This is a genomic window from Stenotrophomonas sp. YIM B13575 (genome assembly GCF_042787595.1).
GTDB classification, from domain to species: Bacteria; Pseudomonadota; Gammaproteobacteria; order Xanthomonadales; family Xanthomonadaceae; genus Stenotrophomonas; species Stenotrophomonas lactitubi_B.
In genome coordinates, this window is record NZ_JBHZOP010000082.1 from 25,802 (window position 1) to 48,162 (window position 22,361).

Genomic DNA, 22,361 nt, shown 5'->3' on the forward strand with positions numbered 1-22,361 from the left:
AAGGATACGGGAGCCCCCCGGGAAAGACACGCGGCCGGGTTGGTAGAATGGCGGCATGTCCGATGCCACCACCGCCGTCCGTCCGTCGCTGCGCGATCCACGCAACTGGCCGATGTTTGCCGTCATGTTCACCGCCTTCGGGATCGCCCGGCTGCCGTGGACGCTGCAGCGCGTGCTCGGCCGCGGCGTCGGCTCGATCGCCTGGCGCCTGGCCGGCAGCCGCCGCCACGCCGCCGAGGTCAACCTCAAGCTGTGCTTCCCCGAGAAGGACGAGGCCTGGCGCAAGCGCCTGGTGCGCGACAGCTTCGACGCATTGGGCGTGGGCATCTTCGAATGCGCGCGCTCCTGGTGGGGCAGCATCGACAGCATCCGCCCTCAGGTGCACATCGAAGGGCTGGAACACCTCAAGCAGATGCAGGCCGAGGGCCGCGGCGTGCTGCTGGTCTCGGGCCACTTCATGACCCTGGAGATGTGCGGCCGCCTGCTGTGCGACCACGTCGACCTGTCCGGCATGTACCGCAAGCACAAGAACCCGGTGTACGAGTGGGCGGTGAAGTTCGGCCGCCTGCGCTACGCCAAGGCGATGTACGCCAACGAGGACATCCGCGCGACGGTGCGCCACCTGAAGAAGGGCGGCTTCCTCTGGTACGCGCCCGACCAGGACATGCGCGGCAAGGACACCGTGTTCGTGCCGTTCTTCGGCCACACTGCATCCACCATCACCGCGACCCACCAGCTGGCGCGGATGACCGGGTGTGCGGTCATCCCCTACTTCCATCGCCGCGAAGGCGGAAAGTACTTCCTGAAGATCGGCGCGCCGCTGGAGAACTTCCCCAGCGAAGATGTCGAAGCGGATACCGCGCGGGTCAACCAGGCCATCGAACAGATGGTGCGCGAGGCACCGGACCAGTACCTGTGGATCCACCGCCGCTTCAAGCGTCAGCCCGGTGGGCGGAGCGATTTCTACAAGTGATTTGACGGGCGTTCGGGAACGCCCCATCCACGCATGGCGTGGATCTACTGAACCGACACGACCATCGTCCCGCGCACTCCAGTAGATCCACGCCATGCGTGGATGCTCTCCGTTCCGATGCCGGAATCTACAACGGCCAGCGACACCACGCATGCGGGTATTCCCCCAACTCGCTGGCCAGTCCAGTCCGCACCGGATTGGCCAGGATGTACATCGCCTTCTCATGAAGGGATTCATCGGTGCGTACCGCATGGTCGTGGTAGCCGTGCTGCCACAGCGGCCCTTTCTGTCCCAATTGCCGGTTCAGCAGCCGACTGCTGCGTGATTTGAGCACGGCCATGCACTGGGCCAGGGTTCCCTTCCGCAGTTCCATCAACCAGTGCAGGTGGTCGGGCATCACCACCCAGGCGAGGCTGTGGCTGAAACCATTGCGTTCGATGAAACGCAGGGTATCGACCAGGACCGCCACGTTGGCGGCATCGGCGAACACGGGCGCACGGCCGTGGGTCGCCGTGGTCAGTGAGTACACGTTGCCGGATCGGGAATAGCGACCGTAACGGAGTCTGGGGCTGGCCATGGAACCAGACTGCGCGTTGCGGGGCCCTTCGTGCATTGGCAGACCGCCTTGCGGCAGGTCGGGAAAAGCCGCGACGACGGCCAATGTTCAGAGGAAAGCCCATCCACGCATGGCGTGGATCTACTGATCAGACACGACCATCGTCCCCGCGTAATCCGGTAAATCCACGCCATGCATGGATACAGCCCCGCCCCACGCACTCCAGTAGAGCCACGCCATGCGTGGATACGGCGCTACGTGGCGCGCGGCAGATCGTCCGGTTCGCGCGCCAGCAACGTGCCGACGAACAGCGCGGCGAGCAGCACGGTCAGGCCGCCCCAGAACGCGGAATAGAACGCCAGGTGGGTGTTGAGCGGGAACACGGTGACCGCCAGTGCCAGCATCGCCGGCCGTGCACGCTCACGCGCCGCTGCCGGCGCGAAGCGCCATGCGCGCCATGCCTGCGCCACCGCCGCCAGCCACAGCAACAGACCCAGCACACCGGTTTCGGCAAGGATTTCCAGCACGATCTGATGGGCGTGCAGCGCCGGCATCGTGCCCCACACCGCCGGCCCTTCATCCGCAACGCAATGGGGATAGGCATCGCGGAAGCCACGTGCACCGACACCATTGATCGGATGCGCTTCGATCATGCAGGCCGCCGCGCTCCAGATGCGGGTACGACCGGACAGTGCCTGTTCGACCCCGTCCTCGTCCCCATCCCAGGCCATTGCGGTGCGCGCCACACGCTCCCGCAGCTGCGGCACGCTGGCGGTCATTACGCCTGCCGAGAGAACCCCCAGCAGCGCGAGCAGGCCCAGCCGCTTCCACCCCAGTTGGCGCACGCCGCTGTAGACAACCACCAGACTGAAGGTGATCCACGAGGCACGGGAGCCGGCCAGCAGCAGCACCACACCCACTGCAGCAGCGGCCAGCAACCAGCCCGCATTGCCGAAACGGCGCGCCACCGGCAACAACAGGAACGGCGAAAGGCTGGCCAGCACCTGGCCGAATTTCAGGTTGCACGGCCCAAGCGCCCCGCTGAGACGATCAGCCAGCGCGGCTTCTTCAGCCGGACACAATGCGTGGCCGCTGATGGCCAGCTTGATCTGCTGCAGCGACCAGAACCATGGGCTGGTACCTGCCAGTGCCTGCACCAGCGCGTCGAGCGTCCACAGGCCGGTGATCAGCGCCAACCCACCCAGGGTCAAGCGCCGCCGCTGCGGGGTAGCCACGGCGATCGCCACCAGCCACATGAAAGGCAGATAGCGCAGCCCGGCCGCCGCCTTGGTCCACGACGCCGACGGGTCCACGGCATCGAAGGCCGAGAACGCCTGCGGCAACCAGTAGCCCAGGAAGAGAATCGATGTCAGCGCCCACGCGGCCGGGCTCAGCAGATGCGGTCGATGCTGCACCCGGCGGATGACCATGCGTGCGGCGGCGTACAACGCTCCCAGGCCCAGCACCGTTTCGGCGATGCCTGGCAGCGGCCACAACGCGACGTAGGCCAGCACCCACCAGGGTGCCCAGCGGCCGGCGCGCTCGTCGCGCAGGGGCGGCGTGGCGTCAGCCAGCGAGGTCGGCATAAAGACGGAGGGTATCGCGCTGCATGGCCTGCAGGGTAAACGGGATACGACCCGGCAGTGATGGCGGCTGTGCCAGCAGGGCCAGCGCACGTTCACCCAGCAGTTGCGCATTGCCCAGCGGCACGGCGCCACTGGGCTGCAGCTGCTGCAGCAGTTCGCCGACGCCGCCGTGGTCCCAACCCAGCACCGGCCTGCCGACCGACAACGCTTCGACCACGGTGCGACCGAAGGCTTCCGGCTTGTCCGACAGCTGCAGCACCAGATCGCTGGCGGCGTACGCCTGGGCGATGCGCGCGGTCGGCGTGCTGATGTGCACGGTGTCGGTCACGCCAAGCAGGTCTGCCTGCTTGCGCAGCTCTGCCACATAGGCTTCGCGGCCAGGCTCGTCGGTGCCCAGCATCCACAGCTGTGCCGGCACGCCTGCTGCACGGACATCGGCCAGCAACTGCAGCGCGTGGGCGTGCCCCTTCAGCCGCGTGCCGCGACCGGGCAACAGCAACAGCGGTCCATCGACCTGGGCCAGCCACGGGTAGTCCGCCGCCAGCGCCAGCCGCGGCCGCCGATCGGCGCGGGCCACACGTGGGAACTGGCTGACCTCCACCCCGCGCGGGATCACCTGCAGCCTGGCGTGCGGCACCGTCGGGTAATGCGTATGCACGTAGTCGCGCACGCTGTTGGATACACAGATCACGCGTTCGCCGCTGGTCATCACCGCGCTGTAGCGGCTGGGCGAATTCAGCCCATGCACGGTAGTGACCCAATGCGGGCGCTGCGCCGGCTGCATCGCACGGATCGCGTACAGCCCCAGCCACGCCGGCAGGCGCGAACGGGCATGGACGATGTCGGCGCCCACATCGGTGAACAGGCGACGCAGGGTCGGCAGATGGCGCAGCGTCAGCAGCGACTTGCGGCCGATATCCAGGGTCAGGTGTTCGGCACCGCTGTCGAGCAGCGGCTGCACCAGGCGACCACCGGCCGACACCACCAGCGCGCGATGGCCGGCAGCGACCAGGGCTGCGGCGATTTCAAGGGTCGAGCGCTCGACACCGCCGGAGTGCAGCGCCGGCAGCAACTGCACCACGGTCAATCGGCGCATCGAGGGGGCGGCCGCTTAGTCGGCCAGCACGAACACGGCGCCGCAGTAAGCACACTGCGCTTGCCCGTTGGGCTCGTCTTCGATCGGCAGGTACACCCGCGGATGCGAGTTCCACAGCGCCATTTCCGGAGTCGGGCAGCTCAGCGGCAGATCGCTGCGGTGCACGGTGTAGCGCTTTTCGGCGTTGGCGGGCGCGGTGGCGGTATGGCTCATGGCGGATGTCGATGAACGGATTGCGAGGCCTGCGATTCTAGCATCTGGGCCCGGCAAACACCGTGCGCTGCGTGGCCGCTGCGCGCGGCGGCCAGCTTCCAGCCTTCGCCGATGCTGCCCCGCGCGACCGCCCTGACCCTTTGGCGCCGGCACGGCCCTGCCCTGCGGCGGGAAATCCCCAAGCAGGCCAGTCAGTTCCGCGCAGAACCGGCCGCCGTTCGAATTTCCCGCATTTGGATCGAACTAAATGGCACTTGTCAGGGCGCTGCCCGCTGTTGCAGCATCGGGTCCGATCCATTCCTGACCCGATCGCATGGCCCGCCCCCCACCGGACCTGCATCGCCTCCCGACTGCCCTGCGGCGGACGGGGCGATGCTGTCCGTGGTGTTCGCCGATGCGGGTTCTGCCTGCCGCCTGCCCTACCGGGAGACCCTGCATGACCCTGTCCGATCCACGCCGCGCCCTGCTTCCGCTCGCCCTGGCCCTGGCCTGTGCGACCACTGCGACGCCGGTGCTGGCGCAAGGGCTGCAGACCTCCTTCGAGCCGGGCGAACCGGCACCGGCCCGGTCCAATGGCGCGCTGTCCGTCGAGGTCGGCAGTGGCCCTGGCGCGCCGTACGCAGCCAAGCGCAACGTCGGCTACAGCGGCCTGCATGCCTTGCACTACAGCGCCAACGGCGGCCAGGCACGCCGCGAACTGTTCAAGACCGATGTGCCCATCGACGCCGACACCACGTTGTCCTGGCTGGTACTGCCGGAGATCGTCGGCAAGGACAGCGTGGCCTCCACCTATGTGTCGCTGGACCTGCTGCTGGACGATGGCAGCCGCGTATCCGCCAGCGGCGCGCGCGACCAGCACGGCGTGGCGCTGGGCGCACAGGCGCAGGGCGATTCGAAGACGCTGTATCCGCAGCAGTGGGCGCGCAAGGCGGTACGCCTGGGCGATGTGCCCGCGTTGAAGGGCCGCCGCGTGATCGCCATCGAGCTCGAGGTGGCCAGCGCCGATGGCGCCCCGGTGTCGGGCTGGATCGACGACGTGCGCCTGGACGTGCAGCCACGGCAGGCACCGCAGCGCGTCTCCGACTGGGTGCTGACCACGCGCGGCACCCAGGCCAACGGCACTTTCTCACGCGGCAACAACTTCCCGGCCACCGCTGTACCGCACGGCTTCAACTTCTGGACGCCGGTGACCGATGCCGGCGCACTGAACTGGCTGTACCGCTGGAACGAGCAGAACGATGCGAAGAACCGGCCGCAGCTGCAGGCGCTTGCCCTGAGCCACCAGCCCAGCCCGTGGATGGGCGACCGCCAGACCTTCCAGGTGATGCCCTCCGCCACGCGCGGTGTGCCTGAGGCTGATCGCAGCAAGCGGGCGTTGTCCTTCGACCGCGCGCAGGAAAGCGCGCGCCCGTATCGCTACGACGTGCGCTTCGACAACGGCATCGCCGCGTCCATCGCCCCCACCGACCATGCCGCGCTGTTCCGCTTCGATTTCCCCGCAGGCGGCGACGCCAACCTGCTGTTCGACAACGTTGATGCGCGCGGCGGACTCACCCTTGATGCCGCCACGCAGACGCTGTCCGGCTACACCGATACCCGCAGCGGCCTGTCCAACGGCGCCACCCGCATGTATGTGGTGGCCAGCTTCGACAGGCCGTGGCAAAGCAGCGGGCAGATCGGTACCGGCCGCCCGACCGGCTACATCAAGTTCGACGCGGGCAGCGAGCGCCGGGTGACCATGCGCATCGCCACCTCGTTGATCTCCGTCGAGCAGGCGCGCCACAACCTGGCGCTGGAAATCGCCGCCGCCGATACGCTGGAAAGCGTGGCCGGGCGTGCACAGGATGCGTGGGATGCGCGCTTGGCCCGCTTCGATATCGGCAACGCCAGCGACGACCAGAAGACCACGCTGTACTCCAGCCTGTACCGGCTGTACCTGTACCCCAATTCCGGCCACGAGAATGCGGGCACCGCCGCCGCTCCCGATTGGCGCTATGCCAGCCAGGCCAGCGCCGCCGATGACAACACCGATGGCAGCGGAACGCGCAGCTTCGCACCGGTGCGCGACGGCAAGGTGTTCGTCAACAACGGCTTCTGGGACACGTTCCGCACTACCTGGCCGGCGTACGCGTTGTTCACCCCGGATGATGCCGGGCAGCTGGTACAAGGCTTCATCGAGCAGTACCGCGCCGGTGGCTGGATCGCACGCTGGTCCTCGCCCGGCTACGCGGACCTGATGGTCGGCACCAGCTCGGACGTGGCCTTCGCCGATGCGTGGCTGAAGGGCATCGGCGGCTTCGATCCCGAAGAGGCCTATGCCGCAGCGCTGAAGAACGCCACCGTGGTGCCGCCGGACCGCCATGTCGGCCGCAAGGGCATGGAGCGTTCGACGTTCCGCGGCTATGCCAGCGCCGACGTGCATGAAGGCATGTCGTGGACGATGGAAGGTGCGCTCAATGATTTCGGCATCGCCAACATGGCCGAAGCGCTGGCCAAGCGCGCGACGACATCGTCCGCGCGCGAACGCTACGCCACCGAAGCCGACTACTTCCGCTACCGCGCCGCCAGCTACGTGACGATGTTCGATCCGGCCGCCGGCTTCTTCCAGGGCCGCAAGGCCGATGGCAGCTGGCGCCTGGATGCCAAGGACTATGACCCGTGCGTGTGGGGCCACGACTACACCGAATCCAATGGCTGGACGTTCGCCTTCACCGCCGCGCACGATGGCGAAGGCCTGGCTGCGCTGTACGGTGGCCGCGACAAGCTGGCCGCCAAGCTCGACACCTTCTTCGCCACGCCGGAAACCGCCGACGCCTCGTTCGCCGGCTCCTACGGCGGCACCATCCATGAGATGACCGAGGCACGCGACGTGCGCATGGGCATGTACGCGCACAGCAACCAGCCGGCGCACCACATCCCGTGGATGTACCTGTATGCCGGACAGCCGTGGAAGACCCAGCAGCATGTGCGCGAGATCCTGTCGCGGCTGTATGTCGGCAGCGAGATCGGCCAGGGTTATCCGGGCGACGAGGACAACGGCGAGACCTCGGCGTGGTACGTGCTGGCCTCGCTGGGCCTGTATCCGCTGCGGATGGGCGCGCCGGAATACGCGATTGGTTCGCCGGCGTTCCAGCATGCGCGCGTGGAGCTGCAGGGCGGTGCGGTATTGACCGTCAATGCGCCGCAGAATTCGCGTGAGAACGTGTACGTGCAGTCGCTGAAGATCAACGGCAAGCCGTGGACGAAGACCTGGGTGCCGCACGAAGTGATCGCCAAGGGTGCGACCCTGGACTTCGTGATGGGCCCGCAGCCGTCGCGCTGGGGCAGCGGCGTGGATGATGTACCGCGCTCGCTGACCGCCCGTGGCCAGCGGCCGCACCTGCTGCACGACCTTCTGGGCAGCGGCGCGCAGGCAACGCTGGCCGACGGTCGCGCCCTGCCCGCGCTGGTGGACGACGATGCCACAACGGCGGTGCCGCTGGGTGGTGGCGCGACCATCGCGCTGAGCCACGTGGGCGATGGCGTACCGACGATGTACACGCTGACCAGCGGTGACGGCGCTATCCGCGGCGGCGAATGGACACTGGAAGCACGTACCGGCAACGGGCGCTGGGTAACACTGGACCAGCGCCGCGGCGAAGATTTCACCTCGGCCCGGCAGACCCGCCCGTTCCGTATCGCTTCGCCCTCACGCTACGCCGAGTACCGTCTGCGCCTGGCTGCGCCGGGGCGCCTGCAGCTGGCCGAGATCGAACTGTTGGCGCCCTCCCCCCTACAATGACGTCCATGCGCCTACGTTTCCTCCCCCTCGCTCTTGCCGCCCTTGTATTTCCAAGTCTCAGCCAGGCACAGCCGCAGACCCAGGCCTTCGATGGCCAGGTCAGCCGTGACGGGGTGACCCTGTACTACCAGGATGCTGCCGGTGCGCTGGCCGCGCCGGTACGCAAGCGCATCATCGATACGTTCTACTTCGCTTACCTGCGCGAGCGTGCGGACTTCCGCCCGGCCGCGCCGAACGAAGTGCGCATCGTGATCGATCCGGCGTACAACGGCGTCGCCTTCGTCGGCGACAAGGACAAGGCCAGCACCATCACCATCAATCCGGGCTGGCTGGTGCAGCACCCGGATGACATCGATCTGGTGACCCACGAAGCAATGCACATCGTGCAGGGCTACCCCAGCTACGGCGACAAGCGCGTGCCGGGCTGGCTGGTGGAGGGCATCGCCGACTACGCGCGCGATCGCTACGGCATGAACAACACCGCTGCCGGCTGGGCGTTGCCGGACAAGTTGAGCCAAGGGCAGACGGTGGAAAGTGGCTATCGGGTAACCGGTGCTTTCCTGAAGTGGGCCGAAGCGGCGCACCCGGGACTGGTGCTGGCACTGGACAAGGATCTGCGCGACGGGCGCTATGCACCGGCGCTGTGGCAGAAACACACCGGCAAGACGCTGCCGGCGCTGTGGACGGAGTTCGCCAAGCCGCGCTCCCCGGCCCCTGCGCCGCCGCCCGCGCGACGCGCGAAGCGGCGGTAAGTTCGACGCTGCCGGGGCGATGCCCCGGCGGCCTTCAACGCGATTGCACGAAGCCGGCGTACAGCGCGAACAACTGCTGGAAATACCGCTTGCTCACTCGACTGCGCATGACTCTGCTCCGCCCATGGAAAGTTGGTCGGGCCCAGGGTGGGAAGGCCGGTCCGGTCCCTTCCCACGGCCAGGCCGCGTGGGCGTATTGGGCCGCAGCGAGGTTGCAGGGCGATTACCGGGCGGCTGCAGTTCTCCGGTAGCGCCGGGCCACGCCTGGCGGAATGCGAGAAGCGCCGCGCTGCGCGCTCGCCGGGCATGGCCCGGCGCTACCCGATCCGGATTCCGCTGGGCGGAAACAGAAACGCGCCCCGCGGGGCGCGCTTCTGCAGATCGCAGCGGAACGAAGACTTATGCCTTCTTTTCCGCTTCGATCTGCTTGCGGATCTGCGCATCGACGGCGGCAATCGCGGTCATGTTCAGGATCCGGCGCGAGGTCGCGCTGGTGGTCAGGATGTGCACCGGCTTGTTCACGCCCATCAGGATCGGGCCGATCGCCACGCCATCGGTGAACACGCGCACCAGGTTGTAGGCGATGTTGGCCGCTTCCAGGTTCGGCAGCACGAACAGGTTGGCACGGCCCTGCAGGGTCGAGCCCGGCAGCAGCTTCTGGCGCAGGGCTTCATCCCATGCGGTGTCGCCCTGCATTTCGCCGTCCACGTTCAGACGCGGGTTGCGCTTGAGCAGCAGCTCGCGCACCTGGCGCATCTTCAGCGCATCCTTCGAATCGTGGCTGCCGAAGTTGGAGTGCGACAGCAGTGCCACCTTCGGCTCGACGCCGAACAGCTTCATGCGGTACGCCGCCTGCAGGGTCGCTTCGCACAGCTGCTCGGCGGTCGGGTCTTCCTGCACGTGGGTGTCGACGAAGAAGAACACGCCCTGCTGGTTGATCACGCCGGTCATCGCCGAGGTCGAGGTGACCTTCGATTCCAGCGGCAGCACGCTGCGCACGTAACCCAGCTTCTTGTGGAAGCGGCCGACGATGCCGGTCAGCATCGCATCGGCTTCGCCACGGGCCACCATCACCGCGGCGATCAGGGTCGGGCGCGAGCGCATCAGGTTCTTGGCGGCGGCCACGGTGACGCCACGACGGCCGGTCAGGCCGTGGTAGTACTGCCAGTATTCGTTGAAGCGCGGGTCGTCATTGATGTTGGTGACTTCAATGTTCTCGCCGATCTTCAGGCGCAGGCCGAGGCGCTCGATGCGCGATTCGATCACTTCCGGGCGACCGATCAGGATCGGGTGTGCCAGGCCGTCGTCGACCACGTTCTGCACCGCCTGCAGCACCACTTCCTCTTCGCCTTCGGCATACACCACACGCTGCTTGTCGCTGCGCGCGCGGTCGTAGACCGGCTTCATCATCAGGCTGGTGCGGTAGACGAACTGCGACAGCTTCTGCCGGTAGGCTTCCATGTCGGCGATCGGACGGGCGGCCACGCCCGAATCCATCGCGGCCTGGGCCACGGCAGCCGACAGCTCCACCAGCAGGCGGCGGTCGAACGGACGCGGAATCAGGTACTCGCGGCCGAAGCTCGGGGTCTCACCGCCATAGGCCGAGCCCATGTCGGTGGCGGCGCGACGGGCCAGCGCGGCGATAGCACGCACGCAGGCGATCTTCATTTCCTCGTTGATCGCAGTCGCGCCGACGTCCAACGCACCGCGGAACAGGTACGGGAAGCACAGCACGTTGTTGACCTGGTTCGGGTAGTCCGAACGGCCGGTACCGATGATCGCGTCCGGACGCGCAGCGCGCACCAGTTCCGGCATGATTTCCGGGGTCGGGTTGGCCAGCGCGAAGATCACCGGGTCCGGCGCCATCGTCTTGACCATCTCGGCGGTCAGGATGCCCGGCGCCGACAGGCCCAGGAAGATGTCCGCGCCGTCGACGATCTCGGCCAGGGTGCGCTTGTCGGTGTCGCGCGCATAGCGCAGCTTTTCCGGGTCCAGATCGGTACGGCCGGTGTGGATCACGCCCTCGCGGTCGAAGGCCAGGATGTTCTCCGGCTTCAGGCCCAGCTGCACCAGCATGTTCACGCAGGAAATGCCGGCCGCGCCCATGCCCGTGGTCGCCAGCTTCACTTCTTCGATCTTCTTGCCGGTGATCGCCATGGCGTTCAGCACCGCGGCACCGACGATGATCGCCGTGCCGTGCTGGTCGTCATGGAACACCGGGATCTTCATGCGCTCGCGCAGCTTGCGCTCGACGATGAAGCACTCCGGTGCCTTGATGTCTTCCAGGTTGATGCCGCCGAAGGTCGGCTCCAGCGAGGCGATGATGTCGACCAGCTTGTCCGGGTCGTTCTCGTCCACTTCGATGTCGAACACATCGATGCCGGCGAACTTCTGGAACAGCACGCCCTTGCCTTCCATCACCGGCTTGCCGGCCAGTGCGCCGATGTTGCCCAGGCCCAGCACCGCGGTGCCGTTGGAGATCACCGCCACCAGGTTGCCGCGGGCGGTCAGCTCGCTGGCCTGCTGCGGGTCGGCCTTGATCGCTTCACAGGCGTACGCCACGCCCGGCGAATACGCCAGCGACAGGTCGCGCTGGGTCAGCATGGGCTTGGTAGCGGAAACCTTGATCTTGCCGGGCGGAGACATCCGGTGGTAATCGAGGGCGGCCTGTTTGAAATCTTCGTTGGACATCGATGTGGGTTACATGAATGGGCAGAAGGGACAGGGGATCATACCCCCGTTGGAGCGGTCGGACCTGTCGCTATGCTGTCGCAGTGATGCTGCGACCGCACAATTCCATGGCGTATGCGACGTTACCAGAGCACAGCTTCAGCGCTGGCGATGACAGCCGTGGGACGCCTTGAAACGCTGCGGGGCCGTGCCACTGTCGTGACCGGCCCCGCAGTACCACACACCCGGATCAGCCCTTGGCGGGCAGCGCCTCGGTCATTGCCAGCGGCACGGCATCGACCGGCGGCGGCAGTTCGCTTTCGCGACCATCCAGCGCCAGCTTCAGACGGTCGCGGTCCAGCGCGCCTTCCCAGCGCGACACCACCACCGTGGCCACCGCGTTGCCGATGAAGTTGGTCAGCGAGCGGCATTCGCTCATGAAGCGGTCCACGCCCAGGATCAGCGCCATGCCGGCCACCGGCACTTCCGGCACCACCGCCAGGGTGGCGGCCAGGGTGATGAAGCCCGCACCGGTGACGCCAGCGGCGCCCTTGGAGCTGAGCATCGCCACCAGCAGCAGGGCGATCTGGTGGCCCAGGGTCAGTTCGGTGTTGGTGGCCTGGGCGATGAACAGCGCGGCCAGGGTCATGTAGATGTTGGTGCCGTCCAGGTTGAACGAGTAGCCGGTGGGGACCACCAGGCCGACCACCGACTTGCTGCAGCCGGCACGCTCCATCTTCTCCATCAGCGACGGCAGCGCCGACTCCGACGACGAGGTGCCCAGCACCAGCAGCAGCTCGGCCTTCAGGTAACGGGCCAGCTTGAACACCGAGAAGCCACACAGGCGGCAGACCACGCCCAGGATCACCGCAACGAACAGGAAGGCGGTGAGGTAGAACGAGCCGACCAGCCAGGCCAGGTTGACCAGCGAGCCGACGCCGTACTTGCCGATGGTGAAGGCGATGGCACCGAATGCACCGATCGGCGCGGCCTTCATCAGGATGTGCACCAGCTTGAACACCGGGGCGACCAGCGCTTCCAGGAAGTTCTGGATCGGCTTGCCCTTCTCGCCCACCGAGGCCAGCGCGATGCCGAACAGCACCGCCACGAACAGCACCTGCAGGATGTTGCCGTCAACGAAGGCGCTGAGCAGCGTCTTCGGGATGATGTCCATCAGGAAGCCGACCAGGGTCAGGTCGTGCGACTTCTCGACGTAGCTGTGCACCGCGGTCTGGTCCAGCTCGGCCGGGTTGATGTTCATGCCGGCGCCGGGCTGCACCACGTGCGCCACGATCATGCCGACGATCAGCGCCAGCGTGGAGAAGAACAGGAAATACGCCATCGCCTTGGCGAACACCCGGCCCACCGTGCGCAGATGGGTCATGCCGGCGATGCCGGTGACGATGGTCAGGAAGATCACCGGGGCGATGATCATCTTCACCAGGTTGATGAAGGCATCGCCGAGCGGCTTCATCTTCTCGCCGATCAGCGGCTCGTAGTGGCCGAGGACAGCGCCCAGGACGATCGCCACGATCACCTGGAAATACAGCTGGCGGTAGAGCGGCAACGGCTTGCTGGGCACCGGTGCAGCGGTCGGGATGTGCATGGCGGACTCCGGAAGGGGCGTTTTCAGGCACGTACGGCCCCGGAAATGCACGGGAACCGTTACCGTGGAAACTGATCGCACGCCCCTGGATTGCAGGCGCGGGGTGCGACCAATGGACGCCTTTGTACGCGCCACGCACCGCCGCGCAGATAACCTATTGGTACTAGCCCCCCGGTTCAGGTGGCTGCGCTGCCTACACTGGCGCCGCACCGCTGATCGCGGGGATGCCGGTGGCCCGACCTGAACGGCCGGGCGCGTCATTGCGAAAGTTCCGGCCATTGCGGCCGTTGTTGTCCTGTCCACACGCATTCTGAGAGAGCCGCACCACCCATGCGCCCGATTCCCACCTTGCTGGCCCTTTCCCTGGCCGCCCTCCCCGCCTTCGCATCCGCTGCGGATTTCGACAACTGGCCGACCAAGTACGCCTTTGGCGACGGCACCGAACTGGCCGCTACCGCCAACATCGCCTACGACTACAACGACTTCTCGTCCGCCAGCGGCATCGAGGATGACGACGCGGTGCGCCGCAAGGAATTCGGCGCGACCCTGAAAAAGAAGGGCGTGTACGACGCGATGGTCTACTACGACTTTCAGGCCGACACCTGGCTGGACGTGTTCGTGCGCTTCGAGAGCAAGGCGTTCTTCGGTCGCGATGTCGGCCGCTTCCGCTTCGGCTACATGAAGACCCCGGTCGGCCTGGATGCCAACACCTCTTCGCGCGCCGGCAGCTTCCTTGAGACCGCGCTGCCCGTGCAGGCGTTCTACGCAGGCCGCCGTACCGGCGTGGAATGGGTGCTGGAGCGTCCGCAGTACCTGCTGCAGGCCGGCGCCTATGGCGGCAAGGACCTGCAGGGCGACAACCCCGGCACCACCCAGGCGGTGCGTGCGGTGTGGACGCCGGTGAAGGCACCGGGTGACGTGATCCACCTGGGCCTGGCCTATTCGCAGGAAAACCCGCGCGGTTACCACGATGGCCGCGACGTGCATCATGAGGCCAGCGCGCGCCTGCGCGCCCGTCCGGAAGCCGGCCTGACCGACATCCGCCTCGTCGATTCCGGGGCCCTGGTCACCGCTGACCAGATCCGCCGCACCGGCCTGGAAGGTATCTGGATCCGCGGCCCGTTCTCGCTGCAGGCCGAAGCGCTGCAGGCCACCGTCACCCGCAATGACGGCAAGCCCGATTACACCGGCCACGGCCAGTACGCGATGGCCAGCTGGGTGCTGACCGGCGAATCGCGCCCGTACAACGCCGGCGCCGTTGCCAACATCAAGCCGGCGCACGACTACGGCGCGGTGGAACTGGTGGCCCGCTACAGCCGCCTGGACCTGGACGACGGCAGCATCCTCGGCGGCCGCCAGCACGACCTGACCCTGGGTGCGAACTGGTACCTGACCAGCCACTTCAAGTTCCAGGCCAACTACGTGAAGGTCGACGCCAGCCGTCGCGGTGTGCACAGCACCCCGGAGATCTTCGAACTTCGCGCGCAGATGCACTTCTGATCCCTTCCACGTGTCAGATCCCGGCGGGCGTGTACACCGCGCCCGCCGGCCCTGCGTAGACTGCCGCCATGTACTGGCTCAGCCGCCACCGCCTGCAGTTGCTGACCGTTCTGGTGATGGTGGCCGGCACCGTGCTGTGCGCGGCCGCCGCCGGCCACTACGCCTGGCGACGCGCGCTCGGCACGGAAAGCGCACAGGTGCAGCGCCAGCTGCAGCTGTATGGCCAGGGGCTGCAACAGCGCATCGACCGGTTCGGCACCCTGCCGCAGGTGATGGCGCTGGATCCAGACCTGCAGCACGCACTGCGGGTACCGCCCTCGCCCGCCGAGCGGCAGCGCCTGAACCTGAAACTGCAGCGCGCCAACCAGGTCACCCGCACCTCGACGCTAACGCTGGTCGGCCGCGATGGCGTGGCCGTGGCCGCCAGCAACTGGGACCAGCCGACCAGCAACGTCGGCGAGGATTACAGCTACCGCCCGTACTACCAGCAAGCACTGGCCCATGGCCGTGGCCGTTTCTACGGCATCGGCATGACCACCGGCGTGCCCGGCTACTTCATGTCCGAAGCCATCCTGGATGCCGACAGCCAGCGCATCGGCGTGATCGTGATCAAGATCGAGCTGTCCGCACTGGAACAGGAGTGGTTGAACAGCCCGGACGTGGTGCTGACCAGCGACAACCACGACGTGGTGTTCCTGGCCAACCGCGATGCATGGCGCTACCGCCTGCTGCGCCCGCTCGGCGCGGAGGAACGCAACGAGATGCGTGCGGCGCGGCAGTATGCCGATCGCTCGCTGCAACCGCTGCGTGCACGCACCGAAGATGTGCTGGCCGATGGCGGCCGCATGGTCCGCCTGCTCGACCCGGCACTGCCGCAGGCAATGCTGTGGCAGACCCTGGCGCTGCCCGACGAAGACTGGAGCCTGCATCTGCTGCACGACGCCAGCGCGGCCACCAGCGCGGGCCGAGGCGCGGCCGTGGCCGGCGCCGCCGCATGGCTGGCACTGGGTTTCCTGGTGTTGTTCGTGCAGCAACGGCGTCGCTTGTCCAAGCATCGCCAGCGCAGCCGGCGCGAGCTGGAAACCCTGCTCAAGCAGCACGCGCAGGAGCTGCGCACCGCCCAGGACGGCTTGTTGGAAGCGGCCACCGATGCCGACGTTGGCTTGAGCCGCAGCCTCGAACATCTGCCACAGGGCGTGGTGGTGATCGACAAGGAACAGCGTCTGGTGGCGTGGAATTCTCGCTATCTGGAACTGTTCCGCTTCCCGGCCGGGCTGGTGCGGGTGGGCCGCCCGATCGAGGAACTGTTCCGCTTCAACGCACGTCGTGGTCTGTTGGGCCCCGGCCCGATCGACGAAGCCATCGAACGCCGCCTGACCCACCTGCGCAGCGGCCGCCCGCACATGCGCGAGAGCGAGAAGGACGACGGCACGGTGCTGGAGATCCGCGGCAACCCGCTGCCCGATGGTGGCTTCGTCACCAGCTATGCCGACATCACCAGCTACAAGAACGCCGCACGCGAACTGCGCTCACTGGCCGATGCGCTGGAACACCGCGTAGCCGAGCGCACGCAGGATCTGGACGAAGCCCGCCGCGAAGCCGAACAGGCCAACCGCTACAAGACCCGCTTCGTGGCCTCGGCGGTGCACGACCTGCTGCAGCCGCTGAACGCCGCGCGCATGTTCGTGTCGGTGCTGCGCGGCAAGCTCAGTGACCCCGCACAGCAGCAGACCAGCGACCATATCGACGCCGCGCTGGCGGCGCAGGATGCGATTCTCAACAGCCTGCTGGATATCTCTCGGCTGGAATCGGGATCGTTGCAGGTCCGCGTGCGCGCTTTTGCACTTTCGCCTTTACTGGAAACCCTGGCGCGCGAGTTCGGCATCGCCGCACAGAGCCGCGGTCTGCAGCTTGACTGGGTGGACACCCGCGCGGTGGTGGTCAGCGACGAGGCGCTGCTGCGGCGCATCCTGCAGAACTTCCTGTCCAATGCGCTGCGCTACACGCCACGTGGGCGCGTGTTGATCGGCTGTCGGCGTACCGGCGACCAGCTGCGCATCGAGGTGCATGACCAAGGGCCGGGCATTCCGGAAAGCCTGCAGGGCGAAATTTTCGAAGAATTCCGCCGCTTGAATGACGGCGTGGAGCAGGAACGTGGCGCCGGCCTGGGCCTGGCCATCGTCGAGCGCATTGGTCGCCTGCTCGGCCACCGCATCAGCCTGCGTTCCACGCTGGGCAAGGGCAGCGTATTCGCCGTCAGCGTGGCACTCGGACGCGCCGACGAGGTGATTGCACCGCCGGCAGCGCCGGTCATCGCGACCGAACCGTCCGATGACAGCCCACTGCGCCAATGTCGGGTATGGAGCATCGATGATGACCCGCATGTCTGCGCGGCGACCCGTGCCCTGCTGGAACGCTGGGGCTGCCATGTGGAACTTGCCGACGGACCGCAGGGCGCGCTGGAAATCGCCAGCGCGTTGAACGTGCCGCAGCTGTTGCTGCTGGACGTGCGCATGGGGCAGTGGCACGGACCGGACCTGTATGAAGCGCTGTGCACGCTATGGCAGGCGCGGCCGCCGGTGATCCTGGTAACCGCCGAGCGCGATGATGCGCTGAAGGCGCATGCTGCCGAGAACGGTTGGGGCTTCCTGCTCAAGCCGGTGCGGCCACCGGCGCTGCGGGCATTGATGACGCAGTTGCTGTTGCGGCATCGCGGGTAAAGGTGCTGCACCATGCGAGGACCATCGGCCGCTCTTTGAGACGAGGCTGAAAAGCGATCGCCCCCATGGATAGAGGATGGGCATAGTCTGAACAGCAGACGAGCCATTGCCCTACTTACCACCGTTGCTGAAGATCAGAAAATTGCATGACCGGGCCAATCGGCCAGCCAGACCAGAGGCATTGATCGTGCCCGTTTCTCCCGTACCTCCTGCATTCACAAGATATTTCAGCCCGATCGTGGCGACGCTTCTCGGCCTTTGCTGCAGCGGATGCATCGATGGAAAATCATCGAAAGAAGATGGGAATCAACAGACAACTACGGAAGAAAGCAGCATCAGCCAGCGTCATCCAGACACAACAGAATCAGCCAACCCGCGTGGCCGCACCATATCGAATCAGCGCATTTCGGCGTCGGCCAGGAATAGTACGGAACGCACATCCGAGTACCTTCAGGTCGAGTCTGGATTCATGCAGAACAGAGGCATCTCAAGCCAGACTGCTGAAGACCTTCTGCGGTCCAGCCGTAGTACCTATGAAGCAATCGATCGCATGACCATCGACGCAGCATCCAGCCCGGATGCGCAGGACCTGGCCAAGCACTATCGATCGTCTCTCATGCGCGCAATGGATCAGAACGCCGTTCTTGAGCGCCTTGCGTGCGGCCTGAGCATATGCATTGGTATCGCTCGAGCCCGAAGCAATGCCGATCACCAGGCATGGGGCCAGAGGCTGGCGTCAGACCGATCGTCTCCCACATACAGCTACGCGGAAGTATCTGAGGGTATCGGTGCGGGATACGAGAACAGATTCATGTTCTCTACCGATCCGGAACTGAATTCGATCAGCGGAAACTGATCCAGGAAGCGGGACAGAATCAACAACGACCTGATACACGGGTCAATTCAATGTCCTGCCGCGATCAGCCATCCATCCCAGCGCGCGCATCACCTTCGGGCTCCAGCGCCTTCACCAACACTGCCGCTTGGGTGCGGCTGTGGCATTCAAGCTTCTTCAGGATCGCGGTGACATGCACCTTCACCGTGTTCTCGGCCAACCCCAGCTCATAGGCGATCTGCTTGTTGAGCAGGCCATCGGCCAGGCACAGCAGCACGCGGAACTGCTGCGGGGTCAGCTGGGCCAAGCGGCTGGCCAGCAGCGCGTCGGCCTCGGAACGCTCAGCCGCCATCGCCGGGAACCACAGGCCACCATCGAGTACCGCCTGCACCGCCTCGCCGATGGTTTCGGCCGGGGCCGACTTCGGGATGAATCCGGCGGCGCCGAACTGCTGCGCGCGGCGGATCACCCGCGGATGATCGTTGGAGGACAGGATCACCACCGGGATGTCCGGGTGCGAACCGCGAACGTGCAGCAACGCAGAAAACCCATGCGCGCCCGGCATGGTCAGGTCCAGCAGCACCAGATCCACATCGGGCTGTGCGTCCAACGCCGCGGCCAGTGCTTCGGCGCTGGCGACCTCGCGCACCTGCGCCAGCGGCAGGCTCTGCCGCAATGACTGCACCACCGCCGAACGCAGCAGCGGGTGGTCATCGGCGATCAGGATGGTGTATTCGCTCATGCGGCCATTGTACGGGCAGCAAACCGCATCCGCCGGGCATGGCCCGGCGCTACCAGGGCATCAGCGCCCCGCCGGCTCCACGCTGCTGCGCCAGGCATCGAGGAACTGGCGGCGCTTGAGCGCATCCAGGTAGACCAGCAGGCCGGGGCCGAGCTGGATCGGGCGGCGGCTGCGGCCGGGCGCTTCGTCGCCGCCTGCATCGCCGCGCACGATCGGCATCAGCCGCGCCTCGCGCGCGAGCACCTGCTGGCCGCGTGGCGACAGCAGGTAGTCGAGGAAGCGTCGCGCTTCCTGCGGGTGCGCTCCGGTGCGCGGAATCACCGCGGTACGCAGCACCACCAGCGTGTAGTCCTCCGGCTCGACGATGGCCAGCGGTGCGCCCGCATCGATACGCGCCTGTGCATACGAGCCCAGCACGTTGTAGACCAGCGACAACTGGCCGCTGGCCACCTGGTCCAGCAGCACGCCGGTGCGTTCCTCGCGCACCACCGCGTTGTCCCCCAGCGCGCCCAGCAGAGCGCCGGCGATGCTGCCGCGCTGGGCGTCCTGGGTCGCCAGCAGGTAACCCACGCTGCTGCGTTCGATGTCGTAGGTGCCGACCTTGCCGCGCAACGGCGTCCCTTCCGCACGCAGCAGGTCCAGCAGTTGTCGACGCGTGTGCGGCACTTTCGCGGCCGGCAGCCTGCGCGTGTTGTAGACCATCACCACCGGCTCGTAACTGATGCCGAACGCCTCGCCACGCCACTGCGCCCACGCCGGCAGCGCCTGGGTCTGCACCGAGCGGTGCGGCAGCGCGTGGCCGTCGTTGACCAGCTTGGTCTGCAGGTCCATGCCGCTGGAGATCAGCAGATCCGGCGACGCAGGTCCGGCGCGGTCATGCAGGTAACGCGCGTACAGGTCCTGGGTGATGATGTCTTCGTACACCACCTCGCTGCCCGGGTACAGGCGCTGGTAGTCGGCGATGACTTCGGCGAAGACCTCGATATCGGTGGTGCCGTGGATGCGCAGCTGTGCAGTGGCGGTGCCCTGTGCGGGAAAGCGGCGCACATCGCCCGGTGCAGCGAGGGCCGGCACGGCCAGCAGCAAGACAACAATGGCGGCGAACAGGCGGATCATGTGCTGCTCCGGGGCAGGCGGATGGTGGCGACCAGGCCGCCCTGCGGTCGATTGCTGAGATCGATCTGGCCACCATGGCTGTCGACCACCCGCTTGACGATGGCCAGGCCGAGGCCGGCACCGCCGGAAGGCGCGCCCTCGCCCCGTGCGAAACGCTCGAACACGCGTTCGGCATCCGCGGCGGCGATACCCGTGCCGTGGTCGGCGATGGTCAGCACGGCCTGCCCGCCCTCAGCGGTCAGCGCGATCTGCAAGGGACCATCGCCGCCATACTTAAGCGCGTTGTCGACCAGATTCTTGATGGCCTCGCGCAGCAGCAGCGCGTCGCCGTGCACCTGCACCGGCTCGGCCGTCATCGCCAGCTGCACGCGCGGGGTGGGCCCGGCCTGCGGCAGCGCTTCGTGCAGCGCCTGGTGCACGGTCTCGGCCAGGTCCACGGTGGCGAAGCGCTGCAGATGTGATCGATGGATCACGCTGGCATCGCTGAGCAGCTGGTTGAGCAGGCGGCTCATGTGAGTGGCATTGCGCTCGATCGCCAACAGGCTGCGCCGCATGTCCTGCGGATCGTCGTCGTCCAGCGCCAGTTGCGCCTGCGCACGCAGCGCGGCCAGCGGCGTGCGCATCTGGTGCGCCGCCTCGGCCATGAATGCACGCAGGGTTTCATTGCTGCTGGACAGGCGTTCCATGAAGCGGTTCAGCGCTGCCACCATCTGGTCCATCTCGCGCGGCACGCGCGCATCCAGCGGCTTCAGGTCGGACGGTTCGCGGCGTGACAGCTCGCGCTCGACCCGCACCAGCGGCCGGAACGCGCGATGCACGCCGAAGGCCACCAGTGCCAGCAGCAACCCCGACAACACGCCGATCGCCAGCAGCGCGCGGTTCACCAGCTCCTGTGCCACCGCTTCGCGCGCACGCCGGGTCTGCCCCACCTGCACCTGCACCTCGCCCTGCGCGGAGGCGGCAGCAAAGCTGCGGCCGACCACGACGAAACGCACGGTCTCGCCGCTGTAGGGCGCATCGAACAACTGCGGTTGCGTGCCCGGCCGACGCGGCGACGCGGGAAGGTCGCCGTAGCCGGTGATCAGGGTGCCGCGGCTGTCGGCAACCCGGTAGAACACGCGGTCCTCCGGCGCCATCGCCAGCAGGTCCAGCGCGGCATAGGGAAGGTCCACCTGCCACTGGCCGTCCACCAAGGCCACCGAATCGGCGATGGACAGGGCCGAGGACACCAGCAGATGGTCATAGGAGCGGTTCGCCGCGCGTTGGCCGTAATCGCGTGCAGCAAACAACAACGCCACCGCGAATACCGCCAGCAGCGCGCCGAGGTACAGCAGCAGCGTGCGCCGCAACGAGCCCGGTGCGGCGTTCGCAGCGCGTGCGTCAGCCATCGGCGTCGCCGCTGCCGTCGCTGGCTTCAAGCAGATAGCCGACGCCACGCACGGTGGTGATGCGCAGCGGGGCAGCCGCAAGCTTCCTGCGCAGGCGGCCAACATACAGCTCGATGGCGTTCGGGCCCGCTTCGTCATCGAAGCCGAACAGGCCATTGCCGATCTCATCCTTGCCCACGACCTGGCCGATGCGCCCGACCAGGATCTCCAGCAGGCGGTACTCGCGGTTGGGCAGCTCGATCGGTTCGCCATCCAGGGTCACCCGGTGCGCAGCGTTGTCGAACTGGAAGCCGCCGATCTGCACCACTTCGCTGGCCTGCCCGCGTGCACGTCGCAGCAGCACACGGCAGCGCGCTTCGAACTCGCGGAAATCGAACGGTTTGCCCAGATAGTCGTCAGCACCGACATCCAGCGCCTGCACGCGATCTTCGATGCCATCGCGTGCGGTCAGCATCAGCACCGGGGTGCTGTCGCCACGCTCGCGCATGCCGGCCAGCACACGCAGCCCATCCAGTTTGGGCAGGCCGATGTCCAGCACCACCAGATCGAAACTCTGGTAGCGCAGCACGCTGGCGGCGGCCAGACCGTCGGCCTGCCAGTCGACCGCGTGACCACTGCGGCGCATGCGCCGGATGATCGCATCGGCCAGGTCCGGATTGTCTTCGACCAGCAGCAGGCGCATGGGCGGGGGCGTGAGGGGGGAAACGAATGCTACCGCATGGCGCCGCTGCGCTCGCCGGGCCTGGCCCGGCGCTACCGATGCTGACCTGTTCCGCCGGGCGTGGCGGCGCCACCGGGTGCATCGTCGCGGGGTAGCGCCGGGCCAG

At 67.0% G+C, this 22,361-nt stretch carries 16 protein-coding genes; 6 read left to right on the forward strand and 10 right to left on the reverse strand.

Annotated features, from left to right (window positions below; genetic code table 11):
• Positions 1–55 precede the first annotated feature (55 nt).
• Positions 56–973, forward strand: a complete 918-nt coding sequence (locus tag ACFX4F_RS13875; RefSeq protein ID WP_025874133.1) for an LpxL/LpxP family Kdo(2)-lipid IV(A) lauroyl/palmitoleoyl acyltransferase — start codon at positions 56–58, stop codon at positions 971–973.
• 127 nt (positions 974–1,100) lie between these two features.
• On the opposite strand, the gene ACFX4F_RS13880 is transcribed toward ACFX4F_RS13875, so the two are convergent.
• From ACFX4F_RS13880 to ACFX4F_RS13895, 4 genes are all read right to left on the reverse strand, one after another.
• Positions 1,101–1,550, reverse strand: a complete 450-nt coding sequence (locus ACFX4F_RS13880) for a transposase (protein WP_380656208.1) — start codon at positions 1,548–1,550, stop codon at positions 1,101–1,103.
• A 233-nt stretch (positions 1,551–1,783) separates the two neighbouring features.
• The gene (locus ACFX4F_RS13885) at positions 1,784–3,115 is read right to left on the reverse strand and encodes an O-antigen ligase family protein (RefSeq protein ID WP_380656211.1); all 1,332 of its coding nucleotides are present in this window, start codon (positions 3,113–3,115) and stop codon (positions 1,784–1,786) included.
• On the reverse strand, positions 3,096–4,211 hold the full coding sequence (locus ACFX4F_RS13890) for a glycosyltransferase (protein WP_380656214.1): 1,116 nt from the start codon (positions 4,209–4,211) through the stop codon (positions 3,096–3,098). The genes ACFX4F_RS13885 and ACFX4F_RS13890 overlap by 20 nt, the downstream gene beginning before the upstream one ends.
• Positions 4,212–4,226: 15 nt before the next feature.
• A complete protein-coding gene (locus ACFX4F_RS13895; protein WP_025874129.1) occupies positions 4,227–4,424 on the reverse strand; it encodes a zinc-finger domain-containing protein in 198 nt (65 codons plus the stop codon).
• A gap of 436 nt (positions 4,425–4,860) precedes the next feature.
• On the opposite strand from ACFX4F_RS13895, the gene ACFX4F_RS13900 reads away from it, so the two are divergent.
• Together ACFX4F_RS13900 and ACFX4F_RS13905 are read left to right on the forward strand one after the other, a co-directional pair.
• Positions 4,861–8,205 (forward strand): GH92 family glycosyl hydrolase, encoded by a 3,345-nt coding sequence (locus ACFX4F_RS13900; RefSeq protein WP_380656217.1) that lies wholly within the window; start codon positions 4,861–4,863, stop codon positions 8,203–8,205.
• On the forward strand, positions 8,202–8,957 hold the full coding sequence (locus ACFX4F_RS13905; RefSeq protein WP_380656220.1) for a basic secretory protein-like protein: 756 nt from the start codon (positions 8,202–8,204) through the stop codon (positions 8,955–8,957). Before ACFX4F_RS13900 ends, ACFX4F_RS13905 begins: the two co-directional genes overlap by 4 nt.
• 399 nt (positions 8,958–9,356) lie before the next feature.
• Here ACFX4F_RS13905 and ACFX4F_RS13910 read toward each other — a convergent pair whose 3' ends face one another.
• Together ACFX4F_RS13910 and ACFX4F_RS13915 are read right to left on the reverse strand one after the other, a co-directional pair.
• The gene (locus ACFX4F_RS13910; RefSeq protein ID WP_025874126.1) at positions 9,357–11,648 is read right to left on the reverse strand and encodes an NADP-dependent malic enzyme; all 2,292 of its coding nucleotides are present in this window, start codon (positions 11,646–11,648) and stop codon (positions 9,357–9,359) included.
• 229 nt (positions 11,649–11,877) lie between these two features.
• Positions 11,878–13,233: a dicarboxylate/amino acid:cation symporter gene (locus ACFX4F_RS13915; RefSeq protein WP_099820994.1), complete on the reverse strand. Its 1,356-nt coding sequence runs from the start codon at positions 13,231–13,233 to the stop codon at positions 11,878–11,880.
• A 330-nt stretch (positions 13,234–13,563) separates the two neighbouring features.
• On the opposite strand from ACFX4F_RS13915, the gene ACFX4F_RS13920 reads away from it, so the two are divergent.
• The 3 genes from ACFX4F_RS13920 (at position 13,564) to ACFX4F_RS13930 (ending at position 18,309) form a co-directional block, all read left to right on the forward strand.
• Entirely contained in the window at positions 13,564–14,733 is a 1,170-nt protein-coding gene (locus tag ACFX4F_RS13920; protein ID WP_033831977.1) for an OprO/OprP family phosphate-selective porin, read from the forward strand.
• A 68-nt stretch (positions 14,734–14,801) separates the two neighbouring features.
• On the forward strand, positions 14,802–17,453 hold the full coding sequence (locus ACFX4F_RS13925; RefSeq protein WP_380656225.1) for a PAS-domain containing protein: 2,652 nt from the start codon (positions 14,802–14,804) through the stop codon (positions 17,451–17,453).
• A 238-nt stretch (positions 17,454–17,691) separates the two neighbouring features.
• Entirely contained in the window at positions 17,692–18,309 is a 618-nt protein-coding gene (locus ACFX4F_RS13930) for a hypothetical protein (protein ID WP_380656228.1), read from the forward strand.
• Positions 18,310–18,373: 64 nt separating this feature from the next.
• Here the strand turns inward: ACFX4F_RS13930 and ACFX4F_RS13935 are convergent, their stop codons facing one another.
• Genes ACFX4F_RS13935 through ACFX4F_RS13950 form a run of 4 tightly spaced genes read right to left on the reverse strand, consistent with a single transcriptional unit; the run spans position 18,374 to position 22,216 of the window.
• Positions 18,374–19,030, reverse strand: coding sequence for a response regulator transcription factor (locus ACFX4F_RS13935; protein ID WP_099820992.1), 657 nt, complete (start codon positions 19,028–19,030; stop codon positions 18,374–18,376).
• Between the two features lie 60 nt (positions 19,031–19,090).
• A complete protein-coding gene (locus ACFX4F_RS13940; RefSeq protein WP_380656232.1) occupies positions 19,091–20,146 on the reverse strand; it encodes an ABC transporter substrate-binding protein in 1,056 nt (351 codons plus the stop codon).
• A complete protein-coding gene (locus ACFX4F_RS13945; RefSeq protein ID WP_346559466.1) occupies positions 20,143–21,534 on the reverse strand; it encodes a sensor histidine kinase in 1,392 nt (463 codons plus the stop codon). Before ACFX4F_RS13945 ends, ACFX4F_RS13940 begins: the two co-directional genes overlap by 4 nt.
• The gene (locus ACFX4F_RS13950) at positions 21,527–22,216 is read right to left on the reverse strand and encodes a response regulator (RefSeq protein ID WP_380656236.1); all 690 of its coding nucleotides are present in this window, start codon (positions 22,214–22,216) and stop codon (positions 21,527–21,529) included. The genes ACFX4F_RS13945 and ACFX4F_RS13950 overlap by 8 nt, the downstream gene beginning before the upstream one ends.
• Between the last annotated feature and the right edge of the window lie 145 nt (positions 22,217–22,361).

Bases quoted from the DNA above. Each gene is read 5' to 3' on its own strand.
- ACFX4F_RS13950 (WP_380656236.1), bottom strand. From the start codon at position 22,216: ATGCGCCTGCTGCTGGTCGAAGACAATCCGGACCTGGCCGATGCGATC.
- ACFX4F_RS13940 (WP_380656232.1), bottom strand. From the start codon at position 20,146: ATGATCCGCCTGTTCGCCGCCATTGTTGTCTTGCTGCTGGCCGTGCCG.
- ACFX4F_RS13880 (WP_380656208.1), bottom strand. From the start codon at position 1,550: ATGGCCAGCCCCAGACTCCGTTACGGTCGCTATTCCCGATCCGGCAAC.
- ACFX4F_RS13885 (WP_380656211.1), bottom strand. From the start codon at position 3,115: ATGCCGACCTCGCTGGCTGACGCCACGCCGCCCCTGCGCGACGAGCGC.
- ACFX4F_RS13875 (WP_025874133.1), top strand. From the start codon at position 56: ATGTCCGATGCCACCACCGCCGTCCGTCCGTCGCTGCGCGATCCACGC.
- ACFX4F_RS13890 (WP_380656214.1), bottom strand. From the start codon at position 4,211: ATGCGCCGATTGACCGTGGTGCAGTTGCTGCCGGCGCTGCACTCCGGC.
- ACFX4F_RS13905 (WP_380656220.1), top strand. From the start codon at position 8,202: ATGACGTCCATGCGCCTACGTTTCCTCCCCCTCGCTCTTGCCGCCCTT.
- ACFX4F_RS13935 (WP_099820992.1), bottom strand. From the start codon at position 19,030: ATGAGCGAATACACCATCCTGATCGCCGATGACCACCCGCTGCTGCGT.
- ACFX4F_RS13915 (WP_099820994.1), bottom strand. From the start codon at position 13,233: ATGCACATCCCGACCGCTGCACCGGTGCCCAGCAAGCCGTTGCCGCTC.
- ACFX4F_RS13945 (WP_346559466.1), bottom strand. From the start codon at position 21,534: ATGGCTGACGCACGCGCTGCGAACGCCGCACCGGGCTCGTTGCGGCGC.
- ACFX4F_RS13900 (WP_380656217.1), top strand. From the start codon at position 4,861: ATGACCCTGTCCGATCCACGCCGCGCCCTGCTTCCGCTCGCCCTGGCC.
- ACFX4F_RS13920 (WP_033831977.1), top strand. From the start codon at position 13,564: ATGCGCCCGATTCCCACCTTGCTGGCCCTTTCCCTGGCCGCCCTCCCC.
- ACFX4F_RS13925 (WP_380656225.1), top strand. From the start codon at position 14,802: ATGTACTGGCTCAGCCGCCACCGCCTGCAGTTGCTGACCGTTCTGGTG.
- ACFX4F_RS13910 (WP_025874126.1), bottom strand. From the start codon at position 11,648: ATGTCCAACGAAGATTTCAAACAGGCCGCCCTCGATTACCACCGGATG.
- ACFX4F_RS13895 (WP_025874129.1), bottom strand. From the start codon at position 4,424: ATGAGCCATACCGCCACCGCGCCCGCCAACGCCGAAAAGCGCTACACC.